16 protein-coding genes are annotated in these 16,366 nt (G+C 68.7%); 15 read left to right on the forward strand and 1 reads right to left on the reverse strand.

Annotated elements, in window-relative coordinates; translation table 11 throughout:
• Window positions 1-292: 292 nt before the first annotated feature.
• From F1599_RS22600 to crcB, 7 genes are all read left to right on the forward strand, one after another.
• Complete coding sequence (locus tag F1599_RS22600; protein WP_149319086.1) at window positions 293-1,525, forward strand: pyridoxal phosphate-dependent aminotransferase; 1,233 nt, start codon at window positions 293-295, stop codon at window positions 1,523-1,525.
• 72 nt (window positions 1,526-1,597) lie between these two features.
• Window positions 1,598-2,908: a homoserine dehydrogenase gene (locus F1599_RS22605; RefSeq protein ID WP_149319085.1), complete on the forward strand. Its 1,311-nt coding sequence runs from the start codon at window positions 1,598-1,600 to the stop codon at window positions 2,906-2,908.
• A gap of 66 nt (window positions 2,909-2,974) precedes the next feature.
• Window positions 2,975-4,420, forward strand: coding sequence for a threonine synthase (gene thrC / locus F1599_RS22610; protein WP_150084646.1), 1,446 nt, complete (start codon window positions 2,975-2,977; stop codon window positions 4,418-4,420).
• 220 nt (window positions 4,421-4,640) lie between these two features.
• Complete coding sequence (locus tag F1599_RS22615) at window positions 4,641-5,888, forward strand: molybdopterin molybdotransferase MoeA (protein ID WP_150084665.1); 1,248 nt, start codon at window positions 4,641-4,643, stop codon at window positions 5,886-5,888.
• A 43-nt stretch (window positions 5,889-5,931) separates the two neighbouring features.
• Window positions 5,932-6,189 carry a molybdopterin converting factor subunit 1 gene (gene moaD / locus F1599_RS22620; RefSeq protein ID WP_053821618.1) on the forward strand — a complete coding sequence of 86 codons (258 nt, stop codon included), beginning with the start codon at window positions 5,932-5,934 and terminating at the stop codon, window positions 6,187-6,189.
• Between the two features lies 1 nt (window position 6,190).
• Window positions 6,191-6,703, forward strand: a complete 513-nt coding sequence (moaE, locus tag F1599_RS22625; protein ID WP_149319083.1) for a molybdopterin synthase catalytic subunit MoaE — start codon at window positions 6,191-6,193, stop codon at window positions 6,701-6,703.
• Complete coding sequence (gene crcB / locus F1599_RS22630; RefSeq protein WP_150084647.1) at window positions 6,700-7,080, forward strand: fluoride efflux transporter CrcB; 381 nt, start codon at window positions 6,700-6,702, stop codon at window positions 7,078-7,080. Before moaE ends, crcB begins: the two co-directional genes overlap by 4 nt.
• 130 nt (window positions 7,081-7,210) lie before the next feature.
• On the opposite strand, the gene F1599_RS22635 is transcribed toward crcB, so the two are convergent.
• Complete coding sequence (locus tag F1599_RS22635) at window positions 7,211-7,978, reverse strand: alpha/beta fold hydrolase (RefSeq protein WP_223819826.1); 768 nt, start codon at window positions 7,976-7,978, stop codon at window positions 7,211-7,213.
• Window positions 7,979-8,473: 495 nt separating this feature from the next.
• On the opposite strand from F1599_RS22635, the gene F1599_RS22640 reads away from it, so the two are divergent.
• The 8 genes from F1599_RS22640 to F1599_RS22675 all read left to right on the forward strand — a co-directional run bounded on the left by F1599_RS22640 (window position 8,474) and on the right by F1599_RS22675 (window position 16,327).
• Window positions 8,474-9,076 carry a TetR/AcrR family transcriptional regulator gene (locus F1599_RS22640; RefSeq protein WP_006577456.1) on the forward strand — a complete coding sequence of 201 codons (603 nt, stop codon included), beginning with the start codon at window positions 8,474-8,476 and terminating at the stop codon, window positions 9,074-9,076.
• A gap of 193 nt (window positions 9,077-9,269) precedes the next feature.
• Window positions 9,270-10,460 (forward strand): substrate-binding domain-containing protein, encoded by a 1,191-nt coding sequence (locus F1599_RS22645; protein ID WP_150084666.1) that lies wholly within the window; start codon window positions 9,270-9,272, stop codon window positions 10,458-10,460.
• 93 nt (window positions 10,461-10,553) lie between these two features.
• Entirely contained in the window at window positions 10,554-11,465 is a 912-nt protein-coding gene (locus F1599_RS22650; protein ID WP_150084649.1) for an ABC transporter ATP-binding protein, read from the forward strand.
• Window positions 11,458-12,255, forward strand: coding sequence for an ABC transporter ATP-binding protein (locus F1599_RS22655; RefSeq protein ID WP_150084650.1), 798 nt, complete (start codon window positions 11,458-11,460; stop codon window positions 12,253-12,255). The genes F1599_RS22650 and F1599_RS22655 overlap by 8 nt, the downstream gene beginning before the upstream one ends.
• 267 nt (window positions 12,256-12,522) lie before the next feature.
• Complete coding sequence (locus tag F1599_RS22660; RefSeq protein WP_223819827.1) at window positions 12,523-13,455, forward strand: branched-chain amino acid ABC transporter permease; 933 nt, start codon at window positions 12,523-12,525, stop codon at window positions 13,453-13,455.
• Between the two features lie 87 nt (window positions 13,456-13,542).
• The gene (locus F1599_RS22665) at window positions 13,543-14,613 is read left to right on the forward strand and encodes a branched-chain amino acid ABC transporter permease (RefSeq protein ID WP_150084651.1); all 1,071 of its coding nucleotides are present in this window, start codon (window positions 13,543-13,545) and stop codon (window positions 14,611-14,613) included.
• Window positions 14,610-14,789, forward strand: a complete 180-nt coding sequence (locus F1599_RS22670) for a hypothetical protein (RefSeq protein ID WP_150084652.1) — start codon at window positions 14,610-14,612, stop codon at window positions 14,787-14,789. The genes F1599_RS22665 and F1599_RS22670 overlap by 4 nt, the downstream gene beginning before the upstream one ends.
• Window positions 14,780-16,327: an acyl-CoA synthetase gene (locus F1599_RS22675; protein WP_150084653.1), complete on the forward strand. Its 1,548-nt coding sequence runs from the start codon at window positions 14,780-14,782 to the stop codon at window positions 16,325-16,327. Before F1599_RS22670 ends, F1599_RS22675 begins: the two co-directional genes overlap by 10 nt.
• Window positions 16,328-16,366: the final 39 nt, after the last annotated feature.

The following is a 16,366-nucleotide window of genomic DNA, read 5'->3' on the forward strand; positions in this document are numbered from 1 at the left end:
GGAGCTTGTCGGAGAACTTGTCGCAGAACCGGCGCCGGGAAGGCGCGGACCGGGGCGGTGGCGAGCGCGGTCCGGCCGCGCTGCATCGCAAGATCCCTGCCGAAGTCTGTCATAATCCGCTAAATTATAGCCTTTGCCTTCCTGCCGGCCGCGCTGCCCTCGCATCGCCCCGCAGTGCAGCGAAGCGCGCTCCGGACGACCCCCTGTTTTACGCAGATTTCCTGTTCGCCGCCGCACGAACCGGCGGCCCCATGCTCCCTTTGTCCCTGCCAGACTCCTGCCCGACCACGCCGTGAAACCGATCCAGAAATCCAACAAGCTGAACAACGTCTGCTACGACATCCGCGGCCCGGTGCTGGAGAAGGCCAAGCAGATGGAGGAAGAAGGGCACAAGATCATCAAGCTCAATATCGGCAACCTGGCCGTGTTCGGCTTCGATGCGCCGGAGGAGATCCAGCAGGACATGATGCGCAACCTGCCGAACTCGGCGGGCTACTCGGATTCAAAGGGCATCTTCGCCGCGCGCAAGGCGATCATGCACTACACCCAGCAGAAGAACATCCACGGCGTCGGCCTGGAAGACATCTATGTCGGCAACGGCGCGTCCGAGCTGATCGTGATGTCGATGAACGCGCTGCTGAACAACGGCGACGAGGTGCTGGTGCCCACGCCGGACTACCCGCTGTGGACGGCCGCGGTCAGCCTGTCGGGCGGCACCCCGGTGCACTACCTGTGCGACGAGGCCAACGACTGGATGCCGGACCTGGACGACATCCGCGCGAAGATCACGCCGAACACCAAGGCCATCGTCGTGATCAACCCGAACAACCCGACCGGGGCGCTGTACTCGGACGAGCTGCTGCGCGAGATCGTCGCGATCGCGCGCCAGCACGGGCTGATCATCTTCGCCGACGAGATCTACGACAAGGTGCTGTACGACGGCCATACGCACACCTCGATCGCCGCGCTGTCGACCGACGTGCTGACGGTGACCTTCAATGGCCTGTCGAAGAACTACCGCTCGTGCGGCTACCGCGCCGGCTGGATGGTGGTGTCGGGCGACAAGCGGCCCGCGCACGACTATATCGAGGGCCTGAACATGCTGTCCTCGATGCGGCTGTGCGCCAACGTGCCGGGCCAGTGGGCGATCCAGACCGCGCTCGGCGGCTACCAGAGCATCAACGACCTGGTGGCCGAGGGCGGCCGCCTGCGCCGCCAGCGCGACCTGGCCTACGAGCTGATCACGCAGATCCCGGGCATTACCTGCGTCAAGCCGAAGGCGGCGCTGTACCTGTTCCCGAAGCTCGACCTGTCGATGTATCCGATCCAGGACGACCAGGAATTCATCTACGAGCTGCTGCAGGAATCGAAGGTGCTGCTGGTGCAGGGCAGCGGCTTCAACTGGGCCAAGCCCGACCATTTCCGCATCGTGTTCCTGCCGCACGAAGAAGACCTGCGCGAGGCGATCGGCCGCGTCGGGCGCTTCCTCGAGTCCTATCGAAAACGACACGGCGCGACGGCCTGACTCCGGCCGCGGCCGGCTCCGAACGCACGCACCGTCGCGCTCCCCCATTTGCAAACTGGAATCTGATTGACCATGAACCCCATCAAAGTAGGCCTGCTCGGCATCGGTACCGTCGGTAGCGGCACGTTCGACGTGCTCAAGCGCAACCAGGAGGAGATCCGCCGCCGCGCGGGCCGCGGCATCGAGATTACGATGGTGGCCGACCTGAACACCGAGCGCGCACGCGAGCTGACCGGTGGGCAGGTCGAGGTGGTGGCCGATGCGCGCGAGGTGGTGAGCCATCCCGACATCGACATCGTGGTCGAACTGATCGGCGGCTACGGCATCGCCCGCGAACTGGTGCTGCAGGCGATCGCCAACGGCAAGCATGTGGTGACCGCCAACAAGGCGCTGCTGGCGGTGCACGGCAACGAGATCTTCGAGGCCGCGCGCAGCAAGGGCGTGATGGTCGCGTTCGAGGCCGCGGTGGCCGGCGGCATCCCCATCATCAAGGCGCTGCGCGAGGGCCTGAGCGCCAACCGCATCCAGTGGATCGCCGGCATCATCAACGGCACCACCAACTTCATCCTGTCGGAGATGCGCGACAAGGGCCTGGACTTCGACACCGTGCTGAAGGAGGCCCAGCAGCTGGGCTATGCCGAGGCCGATCCGACCTTCGACATCGAGGGCATCGACGCCGCGCACAAGATCACGCTGATGAGCGCGATCGCCTTCGGCATGCCGGTGCAGTTCGACAAGACCCACGTCGAGGGCATCACGCGCCTGTCCGCGATCGACATCCAGTACGCCGAGGAACTGGGCTACCGCATCAAGCTGCTGGGCCTGACCCGCCGCCGCGAGGACGGTATCGAGCTGCGCGTCCATCCGACGCTGGTGCCGGCCTCGCGCCTGATCGCCAACGTCGAGGGCGCGATGAACGCGGTGCTGGTGCAGGGCGATGCAGTCGGCGCCACGCTGTACTACGGCAAGGGCGCCGGCGCCGAGCCGACCGCCTCGGCGGTGATCGCCGACCTGGTCGACGTGACCCGGCTGCATACCGCAGATCCGGAGCACCGCGTGCCGCATCTGGCGTTCCAGCCGGACGAGCTGTCCAGCGTGCCGGTGCTGCCGATCGAGGAAGTCACCAGCAGCTACTATCTACGCATGCGCGTGTCGGACCAGACCGGCGTGCTGGCCGATATCACCCGCATCCTGGCCGATTCCGGCATCTCGATCGACGCGATGCTGCAGAAGGAGTCGCGCGAGGGCGAGCCGCAGACCGATATCATCATGCTGTCGCACCTGGCCCGCGAGAAGCAGGTCAATGCCGCCATCGCCAGGATCGAGGCGCTGCCGACGGTGCTTTCGGGCGTCACCCGCCTGCGCATGGAAGAACTGAACTGAAGCCTTGCCGATGGCCGCGCCGCCGCCCCACCCGGGCGCTGGCGCGGCCCGGCGGCCACCATCACGATGAACTACAAGTCGACCCGCGGCCATGACGTGCCGCAAACCTTCTCCGAGATCCTGCTGGGCGGCCTGGCGCCGGACGGCGGCCTGTACCTGCCGCAGCAATATCCGCAGGTCAGCGCCGACGAACTCGAATCGTGGCGCAAGCTGTCGTACGCGGACCTCGCCTATGAAATCCTCGCCAGGTTCTGCGACGACATCCCGGCCGAGGACCTGCGCGCGCTGACGCGCAAGACCTATACCGCCGAGGTCTATTGCAACGCGCGCGCTGGCGACAACACCGCCGACATCACGCCGCTGCGCAAGCTCGGCGACGAGGCCGGCGCGCCGCTGTACCTGCTCGGCCTGTCCAACGGCCCGACGCTGGCCTTCAAGGACATGGCGATGCAGCTGCTGGGCAACCTGTTCGAGTACGCGCTGGCGCGCGCCGGACAGGAGCTCAACATCCTGGGCGCGACCTCGGGCGACACCGGCAGCGCGGCCGAATACGCGATGCGCGGCAAGCGCGGCATCCGCGTCTTCATGCTGAGCCCGCACAAGAAGATGAGCGCGTTCCAGACCGCGCAGATGTTCAGCCTGCAGGATCCGAACATCTTCAATCTGGCAGTGCAGGGTGTGTTCGACGACTGCCAGGACATCGTCAAGGCGGTCTCCAACGACCTCGAATTCAAGTCGCGCCAGAAGATCGGCACCGTCAATTCGATCAACTGGGCGCGCGTGGTCGCGCAGGTGGTCTACTACTTCAAGGGCTGGCTGCTCGCCACCGATGGCCCCGGCCAGAAGGTCTCGTTCTGCGTGCCGTCGGGCAACTTCGGCAATGTCTGCGCCGGCCATATCGCCCGCATGATGGGTTTGCCGATCGACAAGCTGGTGGTGGCGACCAACGAGAACGACGTGCTCGACGAATTCTTCCGCACCGGCGTCTATCGCGTGCGCAAGTCGGCCGAGACCTACCACACCTCCAGCCCGAGCATGGACATCTCGAAGGCCTCCAACTTCGAGCGCTTCATCTTCGACCTGCTGGGGCAGGATGCCGGCAAGCTGGCGCAGCTGTTCCGCGATGTCGATACCAAGGGCGGCTTCGACCTGTCCGGCACGCCGGACTACGAGCGCATCCGCCAGTTCGGTTTCGTCTCGGGCCGCAGCACGCACGACGACCGGGTCGCGACGATCCGCGATCTGTCCTCGCGCTATGGCATCACCATCGACACCCACACCGCCGACGGCGTCAAGGTCGCGCGCGAGCACCTGTCGGCGGGCACGCCGATGGTGGTGCTGGAAACCGCGCTGCCGGCCAAGTTCGCCGACACGATCCGCGAGGCGCTGGGCCACGAGCCCGAACGTCCGGCCGCCTTCGAGGGCATCGAGGCGCTGCCGCAGCGCTTCGAGGTGATGCCGGCCGACGCGGCGCAGGTCAAGGCGTACATCGCCCGGCATACCGGGCTGTAATCCGGAGACCGGCCGCCTCGCCTGCCTGCGCGGCGGCCGCCGAGTCATTACAATCGGCTCGTACAATCGAGCTGGTACGAATCGAATCAGCCGCTTGCCGCCGCCGCCCGACGCCGCGGCCGCAAGCGCCGCCTCGCGCAGGCGGGGCCTGTCCGGACACTGCGTTCCCGCCTGCGCGGGCCGCGACGACAACGCACCTCGCATGGAAAATCGTCCCCCGATGCTGACCCTGGCGCAGGCGCTCGACGCGCTGCTGGCCGGCGCCCAGCCGATCGCCGAAAGCGAACGCGTCGATACGCTGCGGGCCAATGGCCGCGTGCTGGCCCAGCCGGTTACCAGCACGCTCGACGTCCCGCCCGCCGACAACACGTCGATGGACGGCTATGCGCTGCGCTGCGCCGACGTGCCGATGCCCGGCGCGCGGCTGCGGGTCGCCCAGCGCATTCCGGCCGGCCATGTCGGCGTGCCGCTCGAAGCCGGCACGGCGGCGCGCATCTTCACCGGCGGACTGATTCCGGCCGGCGCCGATGCCGTGGTGATGCAGGAGCAGTGCCAGGCCGACGGCGACTTCGTCGTGGTCAACCATGCCCCCGGACCCGGCGAGTGGATCCGCCGCGCCGGCGAGGACATCATGGCCGGCGCCGTGATCCTGCCCACCGGCACGCGGCTGACGCCGCAGGCGCTGGGACTGGCCGCCTCGGTCGGCCAGGCGCAGGTGGACGTGGTGCGGCGCCCGCGCGTGGCGGTGTTCTTCACCGGCGACGAGCTGGCAATGCCGGGCGAGCCGTTGAAGCCGGGCGCGATCTACAACTCCAACCGCTTCACGCTGCGCGGCCTGCTGGAAAACCTCGGCTGCGAGGTCACCGATTTCGGCATCGTGCCCGACACGCTGGACGCCACGCGCGACACGCTGCGGCGCGCGGCGCAGGGCCACGACCTGATCCTGACCTCGGGCGGCGTCTCGGTCGGCGAGGAAGACCATATCAAGCCGGCGGTGCAGGCCGAAGGGCGGCTGGACCTGTGGCAGATCGCGATCAAGCCGGGCAAGCCGCTGGCGTTCGGCCATGTGGCGCGCGGCGGTGCCGGCGGTACCGCCGCTACGGGAGATGCAGCGAGCGTCGCCGACAGCGCGGCCTTCCTCGGCCTGCCGGGCAATCCGGTGTCCAGCTTCGTCACCTTCCTGCTGTTCGTGCGGCCCTTCCTGCTGCGCATGCAGGGCGTGACCGACGTCGCGCCGCGGCGCATCCCGATGCGGGCCGACTTCGACCTGACCAAGTTCGATCGCCGCAACGAATTCCTGCGCGTGAAGATCAACGAAGGCGGCGGGCTGGACCTGTTCCCGAACCAGAGCTCGGGCGTGCTGACCTCGACGGTCTGGGGCGACGGCCTGGTCGACAATCCCCCCAACCAGCCGATCCGGCGCGGCGACATGGTGTCGTTCCTGCCGTTTGCCAATCTGGTGGCCTAGCCCCGGCGAGGGCGGCCGAAGCAGTCGAGAGAAGAGGGTAGCGATGCAGATCGAATTGCGGTTCTTCGCCAGCGTACGCGAGCAACTGGGGGTGGCCCAGGAGCGCGTCGAGCTGCCGGACACGGTCGCCACCGTGGGACAGGTGCGGCAGTGGCTGCGCGAGCGCGGCGGCGTCTGGCAGGAGGCGCTGGCCGAGGGCCGGGCGCTGCGCATGGCGGTGAACCATGCGGTCGCGCGCGCCGATACCGCGGTGGCCGACGGCAGCGAAGTGGCCTTCTTCCCGCCGGTGACCGGGGGCTGAGATGAGCGTCAGGGTACAGCGCGAGGATTTCGACCTCGGTGCCGAGGTGGCGGCGCTGCGCGCGGGGCGTCCGGGCATCGGCGCCGTGGCCAGCTTCATCGGCACGGTGCGGGACGTCAACGACGGCAGCCCGGTGCAGGCGATGGAGCTCGAGCACTATCCGGGCATGACCGAGAAGGCGCTGGAGCGCATCGAGGCGGTCGCGCGCGAGCGCTGGGCCCTCGAAGGCGTGACCATCATCCACCGGGTCGGCCCGCTGCAGCCGCAGGACCAGATCGTGCTGGTGGCGGTGGCCTCGGCCCATCGCGGCAATGCCTTCGCCGCCTGTGAATTCATCATGGACTACCTGAAGTCCGAGGCGCCGTTCTGGAAGAAGGAATCGACGCCCGAGGGCGCCCGCTGGGTCGATGCGCGCGTCACCGACGAGGCCGCGCTGGCGCGCTGGGGCGTGCGCTCGCTCAATGCCAGCGGCGATGCCGGGGAGGGCGAAGGCCAGCCCGGAGCCCCGGCTTGAGCCCGCTCGGCTTCGTCGCGGTTGGGGTCGGCGCGGCGATGGGCGCCTGGCTGCGCTGGCTGTTCTCGCTGCTGTGGAATGCCGCCAACCCGGCGCTGCCCTACGGCACGCTGGCGGCCAATCTGCTCGGCGGCTTCCTGATCGGCGTCGCGGTGGGCTTCTTCGATACCCATGCCTCGCTGCCCCCGGCCTGGCGCCTGCTGGTGATCACCGGCTTTCTCGGCGGGCTGACCACCTTCTCGACCTTCTCCAGCGAGCTGACCGCCAATCTGCTGGCCGGCGACTACGGCGCCGCGGCGCTGCACGTGCTGCTGCACCTGGGCGGCTCGCTGCTGCTGACGCTGTTCGGGCTGTGGAGCTATCGGGCGCTGGCCTGAGCCGGGTCGTTCTCGATCCTTCGAGGACCATCTGCCGATGTTTCGACGATCCTGCGCCGCCGATGCTTCGACGGTCATCTGCCGACCCTTCGTCGATCCTGCGCGAATGATCCGCCGACCCTACGCCGAATCACCCACCGATCATGCGCAATAGCGCCTCGTTGAAATCCTGTGGCCGCTCCAGATGCGGACTGTGGCCGGCCGCCGGGATTGTCGCCACCCGCGGCGCCGGTTGCAGCGCGGCCATGGCCGCCGCCAGCGCGGGCCGGTAAAGCCGGCTTCGTTCCCCATACAGGCAGAACAGCGGCAGGGTCGCCTCGCGCAGGGTCTGCCGGTAGTCCTGCCGCGCCATGTCGAGCCACAGCTCGGCCAGCACGCCGGCGTCGCAGCCGGCCATCCATTCCCGCACCCGTGCCGCCTCGTGCGCCGGCGGCTCGACGCCGTCGGCCCATAGCCCCGCGCCGACCAGCGGCACCATGCCGTGCCAATGGCGCCGGACCTGCGCCGCCATCTGCTCGGCCTGGGCAGCGGTGTAGCCGCCATGCAGGCCATGCGGCCAGTCCGGCGCGGTCAGCAGCCGGGGCGTCATGTCGATCGCGCCGATCGCGGCGACGCGCGACTCCAGCCATTGCCGGGGACGGCCGCGCGCCAGCTCCCAGGCGACCATCGCCCCCATCGACCAGCCCACCACGATGGCATCGCGCAGAGCGAGCGCGTCGATCAGCCCGGCCACGCCGTCGGCCAGCCCGGCGATGGTGCCGCCGGCTGCGGGGCGCCACCGCACCGACAGCCCATGGCCCGCATGGTCGGGTGCAATCACCCGATATCCCCGCTGCGCCAGCGCCGCCTGGCCCGTGAAGGCCTGGCCGGGCACCGACCAGCCGTGCAGCAGCAGCAAGGGCCTGCCGGTGCCGGCTTCGCGCCAGCCGGGCAGGTTGGCGTCGCCGGGGTGTTCCGTGAAGCCAAAGGCGGTGTGGAGCGGCGCGGTGGAGAGGCTCGCAGTAGATGGCGGCGCTATGGAGGGCGGCGGGGCGGAGGGCGGCGCTATGGAGGGCGGCGGGGCGGAGGCTGGCGCGGTGGAGAGCGGCCCCGTAGAGGGCGGTGCGGCTGGACCGGGCAGGGCGGAGGGATTGGCGGCGTCCAAACGGTGTCTCCGTGGCGGCGTGGCGCGTCCCGAGGAGCGGCGAAGCCGCGTGCCGCCGCCGTGCCGGCCGGGGCCTCTTGGGACAGCCATCTATTGACATTCCGATTCGCTGCTTTATACCATGAAACATGAATCACTTATCAGGTTTCATGGCTTGATGCGCGATTCCGGAACATGCTCCGGCGATGCTGCACGGCGCCATGCGTTTCCGTTGCTCCCAACCGTATTCCCGCTTGAACGAAGGCGCCGATGCCACCGACCGAAGCCTGTGTGATCCCGAAAACCGCGCGCGGCCAGAAGACGCGCGAGGCGCTGCTGCGGGCCGCCGAGAAGGTGTTCGGCGAGAAGGGCTACTACGCCGCGTCGATCTCCGAGATCACGCAGGAGGCGCAGGTGGCGATGGGCACCTTCTACCTGTACTTCAAGGACAAGGAAGACGTGTTCCGCGCGCTGGTCCAGCACATGCTGGAACTGGTGCGCGCGCATCTGCGCAAGCATGTGGCGCCGGCCACCACGCAGATCGAGGCCGAGCGCCTGGGCCTGAAGGCCTTCCTGTCCTTCGTCTCGCGCCACAAGAACCTGTACCGGATCGTGCTCGACTCGTATTCGGTCGACGAGACCATCTACAGCCAGTACTTCCAGGTCTTCGCCGAGCTCTACAGCCGCCGGCTGACCCGCGCGCAGGAGCTGGGCGAGATCGTGCCGGGCGACGCCGAGGTACGGGCCTGGTGCCTGATCGGCATCAGCAACTTCCTCGGCATGCGCTATGCGCGCTGGAAGCGGCCGGCGTCGATGGAGAAGGTGGTCGACACCGCCTTCGACCTGATCACGCACGGGCTGGCGCCGCGATGAGCGCGCGTTGAGGGCGCGATGAGCCGGACATAAGCAAGGACACCAGCGGTACCAGCCAGGCCACGACAAAACAAGAAGGACCGAGGAGACAACGATGGGACCCCACCGCACCACCTGCCGCACCACCTGCCGCACTACCTGCCGCACTACCTGCCGCACCAGCGGCGGCACCAGCCACCGCATTACCGGCCGCATCACCCGCCGCACCGCCGCACTGGCCGCGGCCCTGGCCGTCGCGCTGCTGGCCGCCACCGGCACGGCCGCCGCCAAGGACATCCGCATCGCCCACGTCTACGACAAGACCGGGGCGCTCGAGGCCTATGCCAAGCAGACCCAGATCGGGCTGATGATGGGACTCGAATACGCGACCGGCGGCACCATGGCCGTCAACGGCCGCAAGCTGGTGGTGATCGAGAAGGACACGCAGGGCAAGCCCGACGTCGCCAAGGCGCAGTTGGCCGCCGCCTACAGCGACGACGGCGCCGATATCGCGGTCGGGCCGACCTCGTCCGGCACTGCGCTGGCGATGCTGCCGGTCGCCGAGGAATACCGCAAGGTGCTGCTGGTCGAGCCCGCCGTGGCCGATTCGATCACCGGCGACAAGTGGAACCGCTACATCTTCCGCACCGGCCGCAACTCGTCGCAGGATGCGATCGCCAACGCGGTCGCGCTCGATAAGCCCGGCGTGCAGATCGCCACGCTGGCGCAGGACTACGCGTTCGGCCGCGACGGCGTCAAGGCGTTCAAGGACGCGCTGAAGCAGGCGAAGGTCGTGCACGAGGAATACCTGCCGACCAATACCACCGATTTCACCGCCGGCGCGCAGCGGCTGTTCGACGCGCTGAAGGACAAGCCCGGCCGCAAGGTGATCTTCATCATCTGGGCCGGCGCCGGCAATCCGTTCAAGATCGCGGATCTCGATCCGAAGCGCTACGGCATCGAGATCGCCACCGGCGGCAACATCCTGCCGGCCATGGCCAGCTACAAGAACTTCCCCGGCATGGAAGGCGCGACCTACTACTACTTCGGCATCCCGAAGAATCCCGCCAACCAGTGGCTGGTGGCCAACCACTACAACAAGTACAAGACCCCGCCCGACTTCTTCACCGCCGGCGGCATGGCCTCGGGCATCGCGCTGGTCGAGGCGCTGAAGAAGACCGGCGGCGCCACCGGCACCGAGAAGCTGATCGCGGCGATGGAGGGCATGTCGTTCGATACGCCCAAGGGCCGGATGACCTTCCGCAAGGAGGACCATCAAGCGATGCAGTCGATGTACCACTTCAAGATCAAGGTCGACCCGGCGTTTGCCTGGGGCGTTCCCGAGCTGGTCCGCGAGATCAAGCCCGAGGAGATGCAGGTGCCGATCCGCAACAAGCGGCAATAAGCGGGGGATAACCCGGTGCAAGCCAGCCCTGCCACCCTCGACGCCGCCCGCTTGGTCACGGCCGCCCGCCCGGCCACGCCCGCGGGCCCACACATGGTCGCCCAAACGGTCGCGCATACGGTCGCCCACACGGCCGCCCACACGGCCGCGCGCACCGCGGCCGTCGACGGCGCCGCGCCGCTGCCCGGCGGCGATGCACAGCGCGGACCCACCGGCGCCGCATCGCCGGCCGGACAGCCGGCGCTCGAAACGCGCGACCTGACGATCCGCTTCGGCGGCCATGTGGCCGTCAACGCGGTGTCGTGCGCCTTCCGCGCCGGCGAGCTGACCTGCATCGTCGGCCCGAACGGCGCCGGCAAGACCACCTACTTCAACCTGATCTCGGGCCAGCTGGCGCCGACCAGCGGCCGCATCGCGCTGTACGGCCGCGACATCACCGGCCTGAGCGCGTCGGGCAAGGCGCGCCGCGGCATCGGCCGCGCCTTCCAGCTGACCAGCCTGTTTCCCAATCTGACGGTGCTGGAGAACGTGCGGCTGGCGGTGCAGGCGCGGGCCCGCATCGGACTCGATCTGCTGACGGTCTGGAGCAGTCACCGCGGCATCAATGCCGAGGCCGAGCGCTGCCTGGAGCGGGTCGCGCTGGCGGCCAAGCGCGACCTGACCGTCGCCGCGCTGCCGCACGGCGACCAGCGCAAGCTCGAGGTCGCGATCCTGCTGGCGCTGCGCCCGCGCGTGTTCATGTTCGACGAGCCGACCGCCGGCATGAGCGTCGACGAGGTGCCGGTGATCCTGGACCTGATCCGCGAGATCAAGCAGGACCGCGCGCACACCGTGCTGCTGGTCGAACACAAGATGGACGTGGTGCGCTCGCTGGCCGACCGCATCGTGGTGCTGCACAACGGCAGCCTGATGGCCGATGGCGATCCGGCCGAGGTGATCGCCTCGCCGATCGTGCAGCAGGCCTATCTGGGCCTGCCCGCCGAAGGGGAGGGCCTTGATGTCTGAACGCACGGCCCCGCCATCCGCCCCGCACGGCGCATCGGACCCCGCCCCGCACGCAGCCCCGCATGCCGCGCCGCCGCTGCTGCGCCTCGCCGACGTGCAGACGCATATCGGCCCGTATCACATCCTGCACGGCGTCACGCTCGACGTGCCGCGCGGCGGCGTGACGATGCTGCTCGGGCGCAACGGCGCCGGCAAGACCACCACGCTGCGCACGGTGATGGGCCTGTGGCGCGCGAGTGCAGGGCGGATCGAATTCGACGGCAGGGACATCACCGCGCTCGATACGCCGGCGATCGCGCAGGCCGGCATCGGCTACGTGCCCGAGAACATGGGCGTGTTCTCCGACCTGACCGTGGCGGAGAACCTGCGGCTGGCCGCGCGCCAGGGCCCGGCCGATCCGCGGCGGCTCGACTGGGTGCTGCGCATGTTCCCGGCGCTGAAGGTGTTCTGGCATCAGCGCGCCGGCGTGCTGTCCGGCGGGCAGAAGCAGATGCTGTCGGTCGCGCGCGCCATCGTCGAACCGCGCCGGCTGTTGATCGTCGACGAACCGACCAAGGGGCTGGCGCCGGCCATCATCCAGAACATGATCGCGGTGTTCCGCGAGCTGAAGCAGACCGAGGTGTCGATGCTGCTGGTCGAGCAGAACTTCCAGATGGCGCGCGCGGTGGGCGACACGGTGGCGGTGATGGACGACGGCCGCGTGGTGCACGCCGGCTCCATGGCGCGGCTCGCCGCCGACGAGGGCCTGCAGCAGCGCCTGCTGGGGCTGTCGCTGGCCGCGCATCAGTGACCGGTGATCCATGACGACGCCGAACCCGCTTTACACGCTCCCATGCGCGCCACCGTGCGTGCCATCGTGCGAGGAAACGAAACCATGACCGCTGGCAGGACCGTGTCCGAATCCGCCGCAGCGCATCCCGCAGCATCAGCAACAGCGTCGGCAACAGCGCCGGCCACTGGGTCGACCACTGGGTCGGCCACTGCCGCCCCGGCAAGCGCCGCCGATCTGCCGGCCGCCCGCCTGGACTGGCTGCCGCTGGCGCTGGCGCCGCTGCTGATGCTGCTGGCCTGGCCGCTGATCGGCAGCGGCTCGACCTGGCTGACGCTGACCATCGCCGGGCTGGCGATGGGCATGATCATCTTCGTGGTGTCGTCGGGCCTGACGCTGGTGTTCGGCCTGATGGACGTGCTGAACTTCGGCCACGGCGCCTTCATCGCGCTGGGCGCCTATATCGCGGCTTCGGTGCTGCTGCCGCTGGCGCCCTGGGTCGAGGCCGACAGCCTGGCGCTGAACCTGGCGGTGTTCGCGCTGGCGATCTTCGCCGCGATGGCGGTGGCCGGCGTGCTGGGCCTGGCCTTCGAGCGCGTGATGGTGCGCCCGGTCTACGGCCAGCACCTGAAGCAGATCCTGATCACGATGGGCGGCATGATCGTCGCCGAGCAGCTGATCAAGGCGATCTGGGGACCGGAGACCATCGCGTTGACGCTGCCCGCCAGCTTCCGCGGCGCGGTGCTGCTGGGCGACGCCGCGATCGAGAAATACCGGCTGATCGCGGTGGTGCTCGGGCTGGTGGTCTTCCTCGCGATGCTGCTCGTATTGAACCGCACGCGCATCGGCCTGCTGATCCGCGCCGGCGTCGAGAACCGCGAGATGGTCGAGGCGCTGGGCTATCGCGTGCGCCGGCTGTTCGTCGGCGTGTTCGCCGTCGGGGCAGGGCTGGCCGGCATGGGCGGCGTGTTGTGGGGCCTCTATCAGCAGAACATCACCGCGTCGATCGGCGCGCAGGTCAATGTGCTGATCTTCATCGTGATCATCATCGGCGGGCTCGGCTCCACCGCCGGCTGCTTCGTCGGCGCGCTGCTGGTCGGGCTGATGGCCAACTACACCGGCTTCCTGTTTCCCAAGGTGGCGCTGTTCTCGAACATCCTGCTGATGGTGCTGATCCTGCTGTGGCGGCCGCAGGGCCTGTATCCGGTGGCCCGGCGCTGAAGCGGCCGCCAGAGCCGCCCATCGCATCGTTGCCAGGCCATCCGTGCATCGCCGTCATTGCTTCCTCTTCGAGAAACCGACCGCATCATGATCCGACTGCTCTCCGGCGATACCCCGCGCAGCCGCACGCTGACGGTGCTGCTGCTCCTGCTGCTGCTGGCGCTGGTCTGCACGCCGTTCCTGATTCCGGGCGCGCGGGCGCTGAACATGGCCGCCAAGATCTGCATCTTCGTGGTGCTGGTGGCCAGCTACGACCTGCTGCTGGGCTACACCGGCATCGTCTCGTTCGCGCACACCATGTTCTTCGGCATCGGCGGCTACGGCGTGGCCATCGCGATGACGCGTTTCGAGCCCGGCTGGGGCGCGCTGCTGGCGGGCATCGTCGGCGCGCTGGCGGTGTCGATGCTGCTGGCGCTGGTGATCGGCCTGTTCTCGCTGCGCGTGCGCGCGATCTTCTTCGCGATGATCACGCTGGCAGTGGCGACCGCCTTTGCCACGCTGGTGTCGCAGCTGTCGGCCTGGACCGGCGGCGAGGACGGGCTGTCGTTCAAGGTGCCGGCGCTGCTGACGCCCGGCTTCGCGCTGGAGGACGCCGACGGCGAGGTGCGCGAATGGCTCGGCGTGCCGCTCAATGGCAAGCTGTTTTCGTATTACCTGGTGCTGGCCGGCGCCGCGGTGCTGTTCCTGCTGCTGCTGCGCGTGGTCAACTCGCCGTTCGGTCGCGTGCTGCAGGCCATCCGCGAGAACGACTTCCGCGCCGAGGCGATCGGCTACCGCACCGTGGTCTACCGCACCGTGTCGACCGTGCTGTCGGCGGCGTTCGCCACGCTGGCCGGCGTGCTGATGGCGATCTGGCTGCGCTACAACGGCCCGGATACCTCGCTGTCGTTCGAGATCATGGTCGACATCCTGCTGATCGTCGTGATCGGCGGCATGGGCACGATGTATGGCGCGGTGATCGGCACCGTGCTGTTCCTGCTGGCGCAGACCTATCTGCAGGACGTGATGAAGCTCGCCAGCGAGGCCACCGCGGCGCTGCCGCTGCTGTCGTCGCTGCTGCATCCGGATCGCTGGCTGCTGTGGCTGGGCCTGCTGTTCGTGCTCAGCGTCTATTATTTCCCGCAGGGCATCGTCGGGCGCCTGCGAGCCTTGCGATGAACACCGGCGCAGTGAACACCGGCGCAATGAACACCGGCGCAATGAACACCGGCACGATCGACACCGGCGCGATCGACACCGGCGCGATCGACACCGGCGCGATCGGCATCCGCGCGATGCACTCCATCACCGGCACCATGCCGATCCCAGGCCAAGCGGGGCGCCCATGTACGTAGTCGACTGGCTGCACAAGCACGCACAGCACCGCCCGGACAAGATCGCGCTGGTCGACGTCGACAGTGGCCGGCAGATCAGCTACCGCCAGTTCGACGAGCGCGCCAGCCGCTTCGCCGAATACCTGAGCGAGACGCTCGCGCTCTCACCCGGCAGCCGCGTCGCCGTGCTGGCGCACAACAGCTCGGACTATCTCGAGATGCTGTACGGCTGCGCCAAGGCCGGCATGGTGATGGTGTGCCTGAACTGGCGGCTGGCGCCGGCCGAGTTGAAGCCGATTCTGGACGACTGCACGCCGCAGGTGCTGGTCGCCGGCGACGGATTCCTGCACGTGGTCGCCGAACTGGCACGCGGACGCGCGTTGCGCGCGGTGCTGCATCTGGCGGACGACGAGGCGGCCGATGTGCCGGCCGGCTGGACCGAGTACGAGGCAGTGCTGGCCGCGGCGTCCGGGCGCATCGTCGAGATGCCCTGCCGCGACGAGCACGAGGTCTGGCACTTGCTGTACACCTCCGGCACCACCGGCCGACCCAAGGGCGTGATCCAGACCTACGGCATGGTGTTCTTCAACGCCGTCAACGCGACGATCGCCAACCGCATCACCCGCGACGACGTGATGCTGGCGGTGCTGCCGTTCTTCCATACCGGCGGATTGAACCTGTATGCCAATCCGGTGCTGCACGCCGGCGGCACCGTGCATGTCGCGCGCCAGTTCGACGCGGGCGCCACGCTGGCGCGGCTCGATGCGCGGTCCGGCGCCGGCATCACGATGTTCTTCGCGGTGCCGTCGATCTACCAGTTCCTCAGCCAGCATCCGGACTTCGAACGGGCCGACCTGTCGGGTCTGCGCAGCTGCGCGGCCGGCGGCTCGCCGGTACCGCTGCCGCTGCTGCAGGCGTACCAGGCCAAGGGCGTGACGATCTGCTTCGGCTTCGGCATGACCGAGACCGGCCCGACCGTGTTCGTCGCCGACGAGGACACCGCGCGCCGCAAGCCCGGCACGATCGGCAAGCCGGTCGGCTCGATGCTGACGCGCGTGGTCGATCCGCTCGGCAACGATGTCGCGCCCGGCGAGCGCGGCGAGCTGCTGATCAAGGGGCCGGGCGTGACGCCGGGCTACTGGAACCTGCCCGAGGCGACCGCGGCCGCGCTGCGCGACGGCTGGCTGCATTCGGGCGACATCGCCTATGTCGACGCCGACGGCGACTACTACATCGTCGATCGCGCCAAGGACATGTTCATTTCCGGGGGCGAGAACGTCTATCCGGCCGAGGTCGAGCAGGCGCTGTTCGCGCTGCCGCAGGTGGCCGAGGCGGCGGTGATCGGCGTCGCCGACGAACGCTGGGGCGAGGTCGGCATGGCCCTGCTGGTGCTGAAACCCGGCGCCAGCCTGGACCCGCAGGACGTCATCGCGCACTGCCGGCAACGGCTGGCTGGCTACAAGGTACCGCGCCATGTGCGCGTGGTCGACGCCCTGCCGCGCACGCCGTCCGGAAAGATCGAGAAACACAAGCTGCGCATGCAATACCGGCAGCATTGATGCGGCGCTCGCATGCGGCGTTGCCACGCAAGGAGACCA

Source organism: Cupriavidus cauae, assembly GCF_008632125.1.
In the GTDB taxonomy this organism is placed as follows: Bacteria; Pseudomonadota; Gammaproteobacteria; order Burkholderiales; family Burkholderiaceae; genus Cupriavidus; species Cupriavidus cauae.

Excerpts from the sequence above, each read along its gene's own strand:
- F1599_RS22605 (WP_149319085.1), top strand. The coding sequence starts at position 1,598 with ATGAACCCCATCAAAGTAGGCCTGCTCGGCATCGGTACCGTCGGTAGC.
- thrC (WP_150084646.1), top strand. The coding sequence starts at position 2,975 with ATGAACTACAAGTCGACCCGCGGCCATGACGTGCCGCAAACCTTCTCC.
- F1599_RS22615 (WP_150084665.1), top strand. The coding sequence starts at position 4,641 with ATGCTGACCCTGGCGCAGGCGCTCGACGCGCTGCTGGCCGGCGCCCAG.
- moaD (WP_053821618.1), top strand. The coding sequence starts at position 5,932 with ATGCAGATCGAATTGCGGTTCTTCGCCAGCGTACGCGAGCAACTGGGG.
- moaE (WP_149319083.1), top strand. The coding sequence starts at position 6,191 with ATGAGCGTCAGGGTACAGCGCGAGGATTTCGACCTCGGTGCCGAGGTG.
- F1599_RS22640 (WP_006577456.1), top strand. The coding sequence starts at position 8,474 with ATGCCACCGACCGAAGCCTGTGTGATCCCGAAAACCGCGCGCGGCCAG.
- F1599_RS22650 (WP_150084649.1), top strand. The coding sequence starts at position 10,554 with ATGGTCGCCCAAACGGTCGCGCATACGGTCGCCCACACGGCCGCCCAC.
- F1599_RS22655 (WP_150084650.1), top strand. The coding sequence starts at position 11,458 with ATGTCTGAACGCACGGCCCCGCCATCCGCCCCGCACGGCGCATCGGAC.
- F1599_RS22660 (WP_223819827.1), top strand. The coding sequence starts at position 12,523 with ATGCTGCTGGCCTGGCCGCTGATCGGCAGCGGCTCGACCTGGCTGACG.
- F1599_RS22665 (WP_150084651.1), top strand. The coding sequence starts at position 13,543 with ATGATCCGACTGCTCTCCGGCGATACCCCGCGCAGCCGCACGCTGACG.
- F1599_RS22670 (WP_150084652.1), top strand. The coding sequence starts at position 14,610 with ATGAACACCGGCGCAGTGAACACCGGCGCAATGAACACCGGCGCAATG.
- F1599_RS22675 (WP_150084653.1), top strand. The coding sequence starts at position 14,780 with ATGTACGTAGTCGACTGGCTGCACAAGCACGCACAGCACCGCCCGGAC.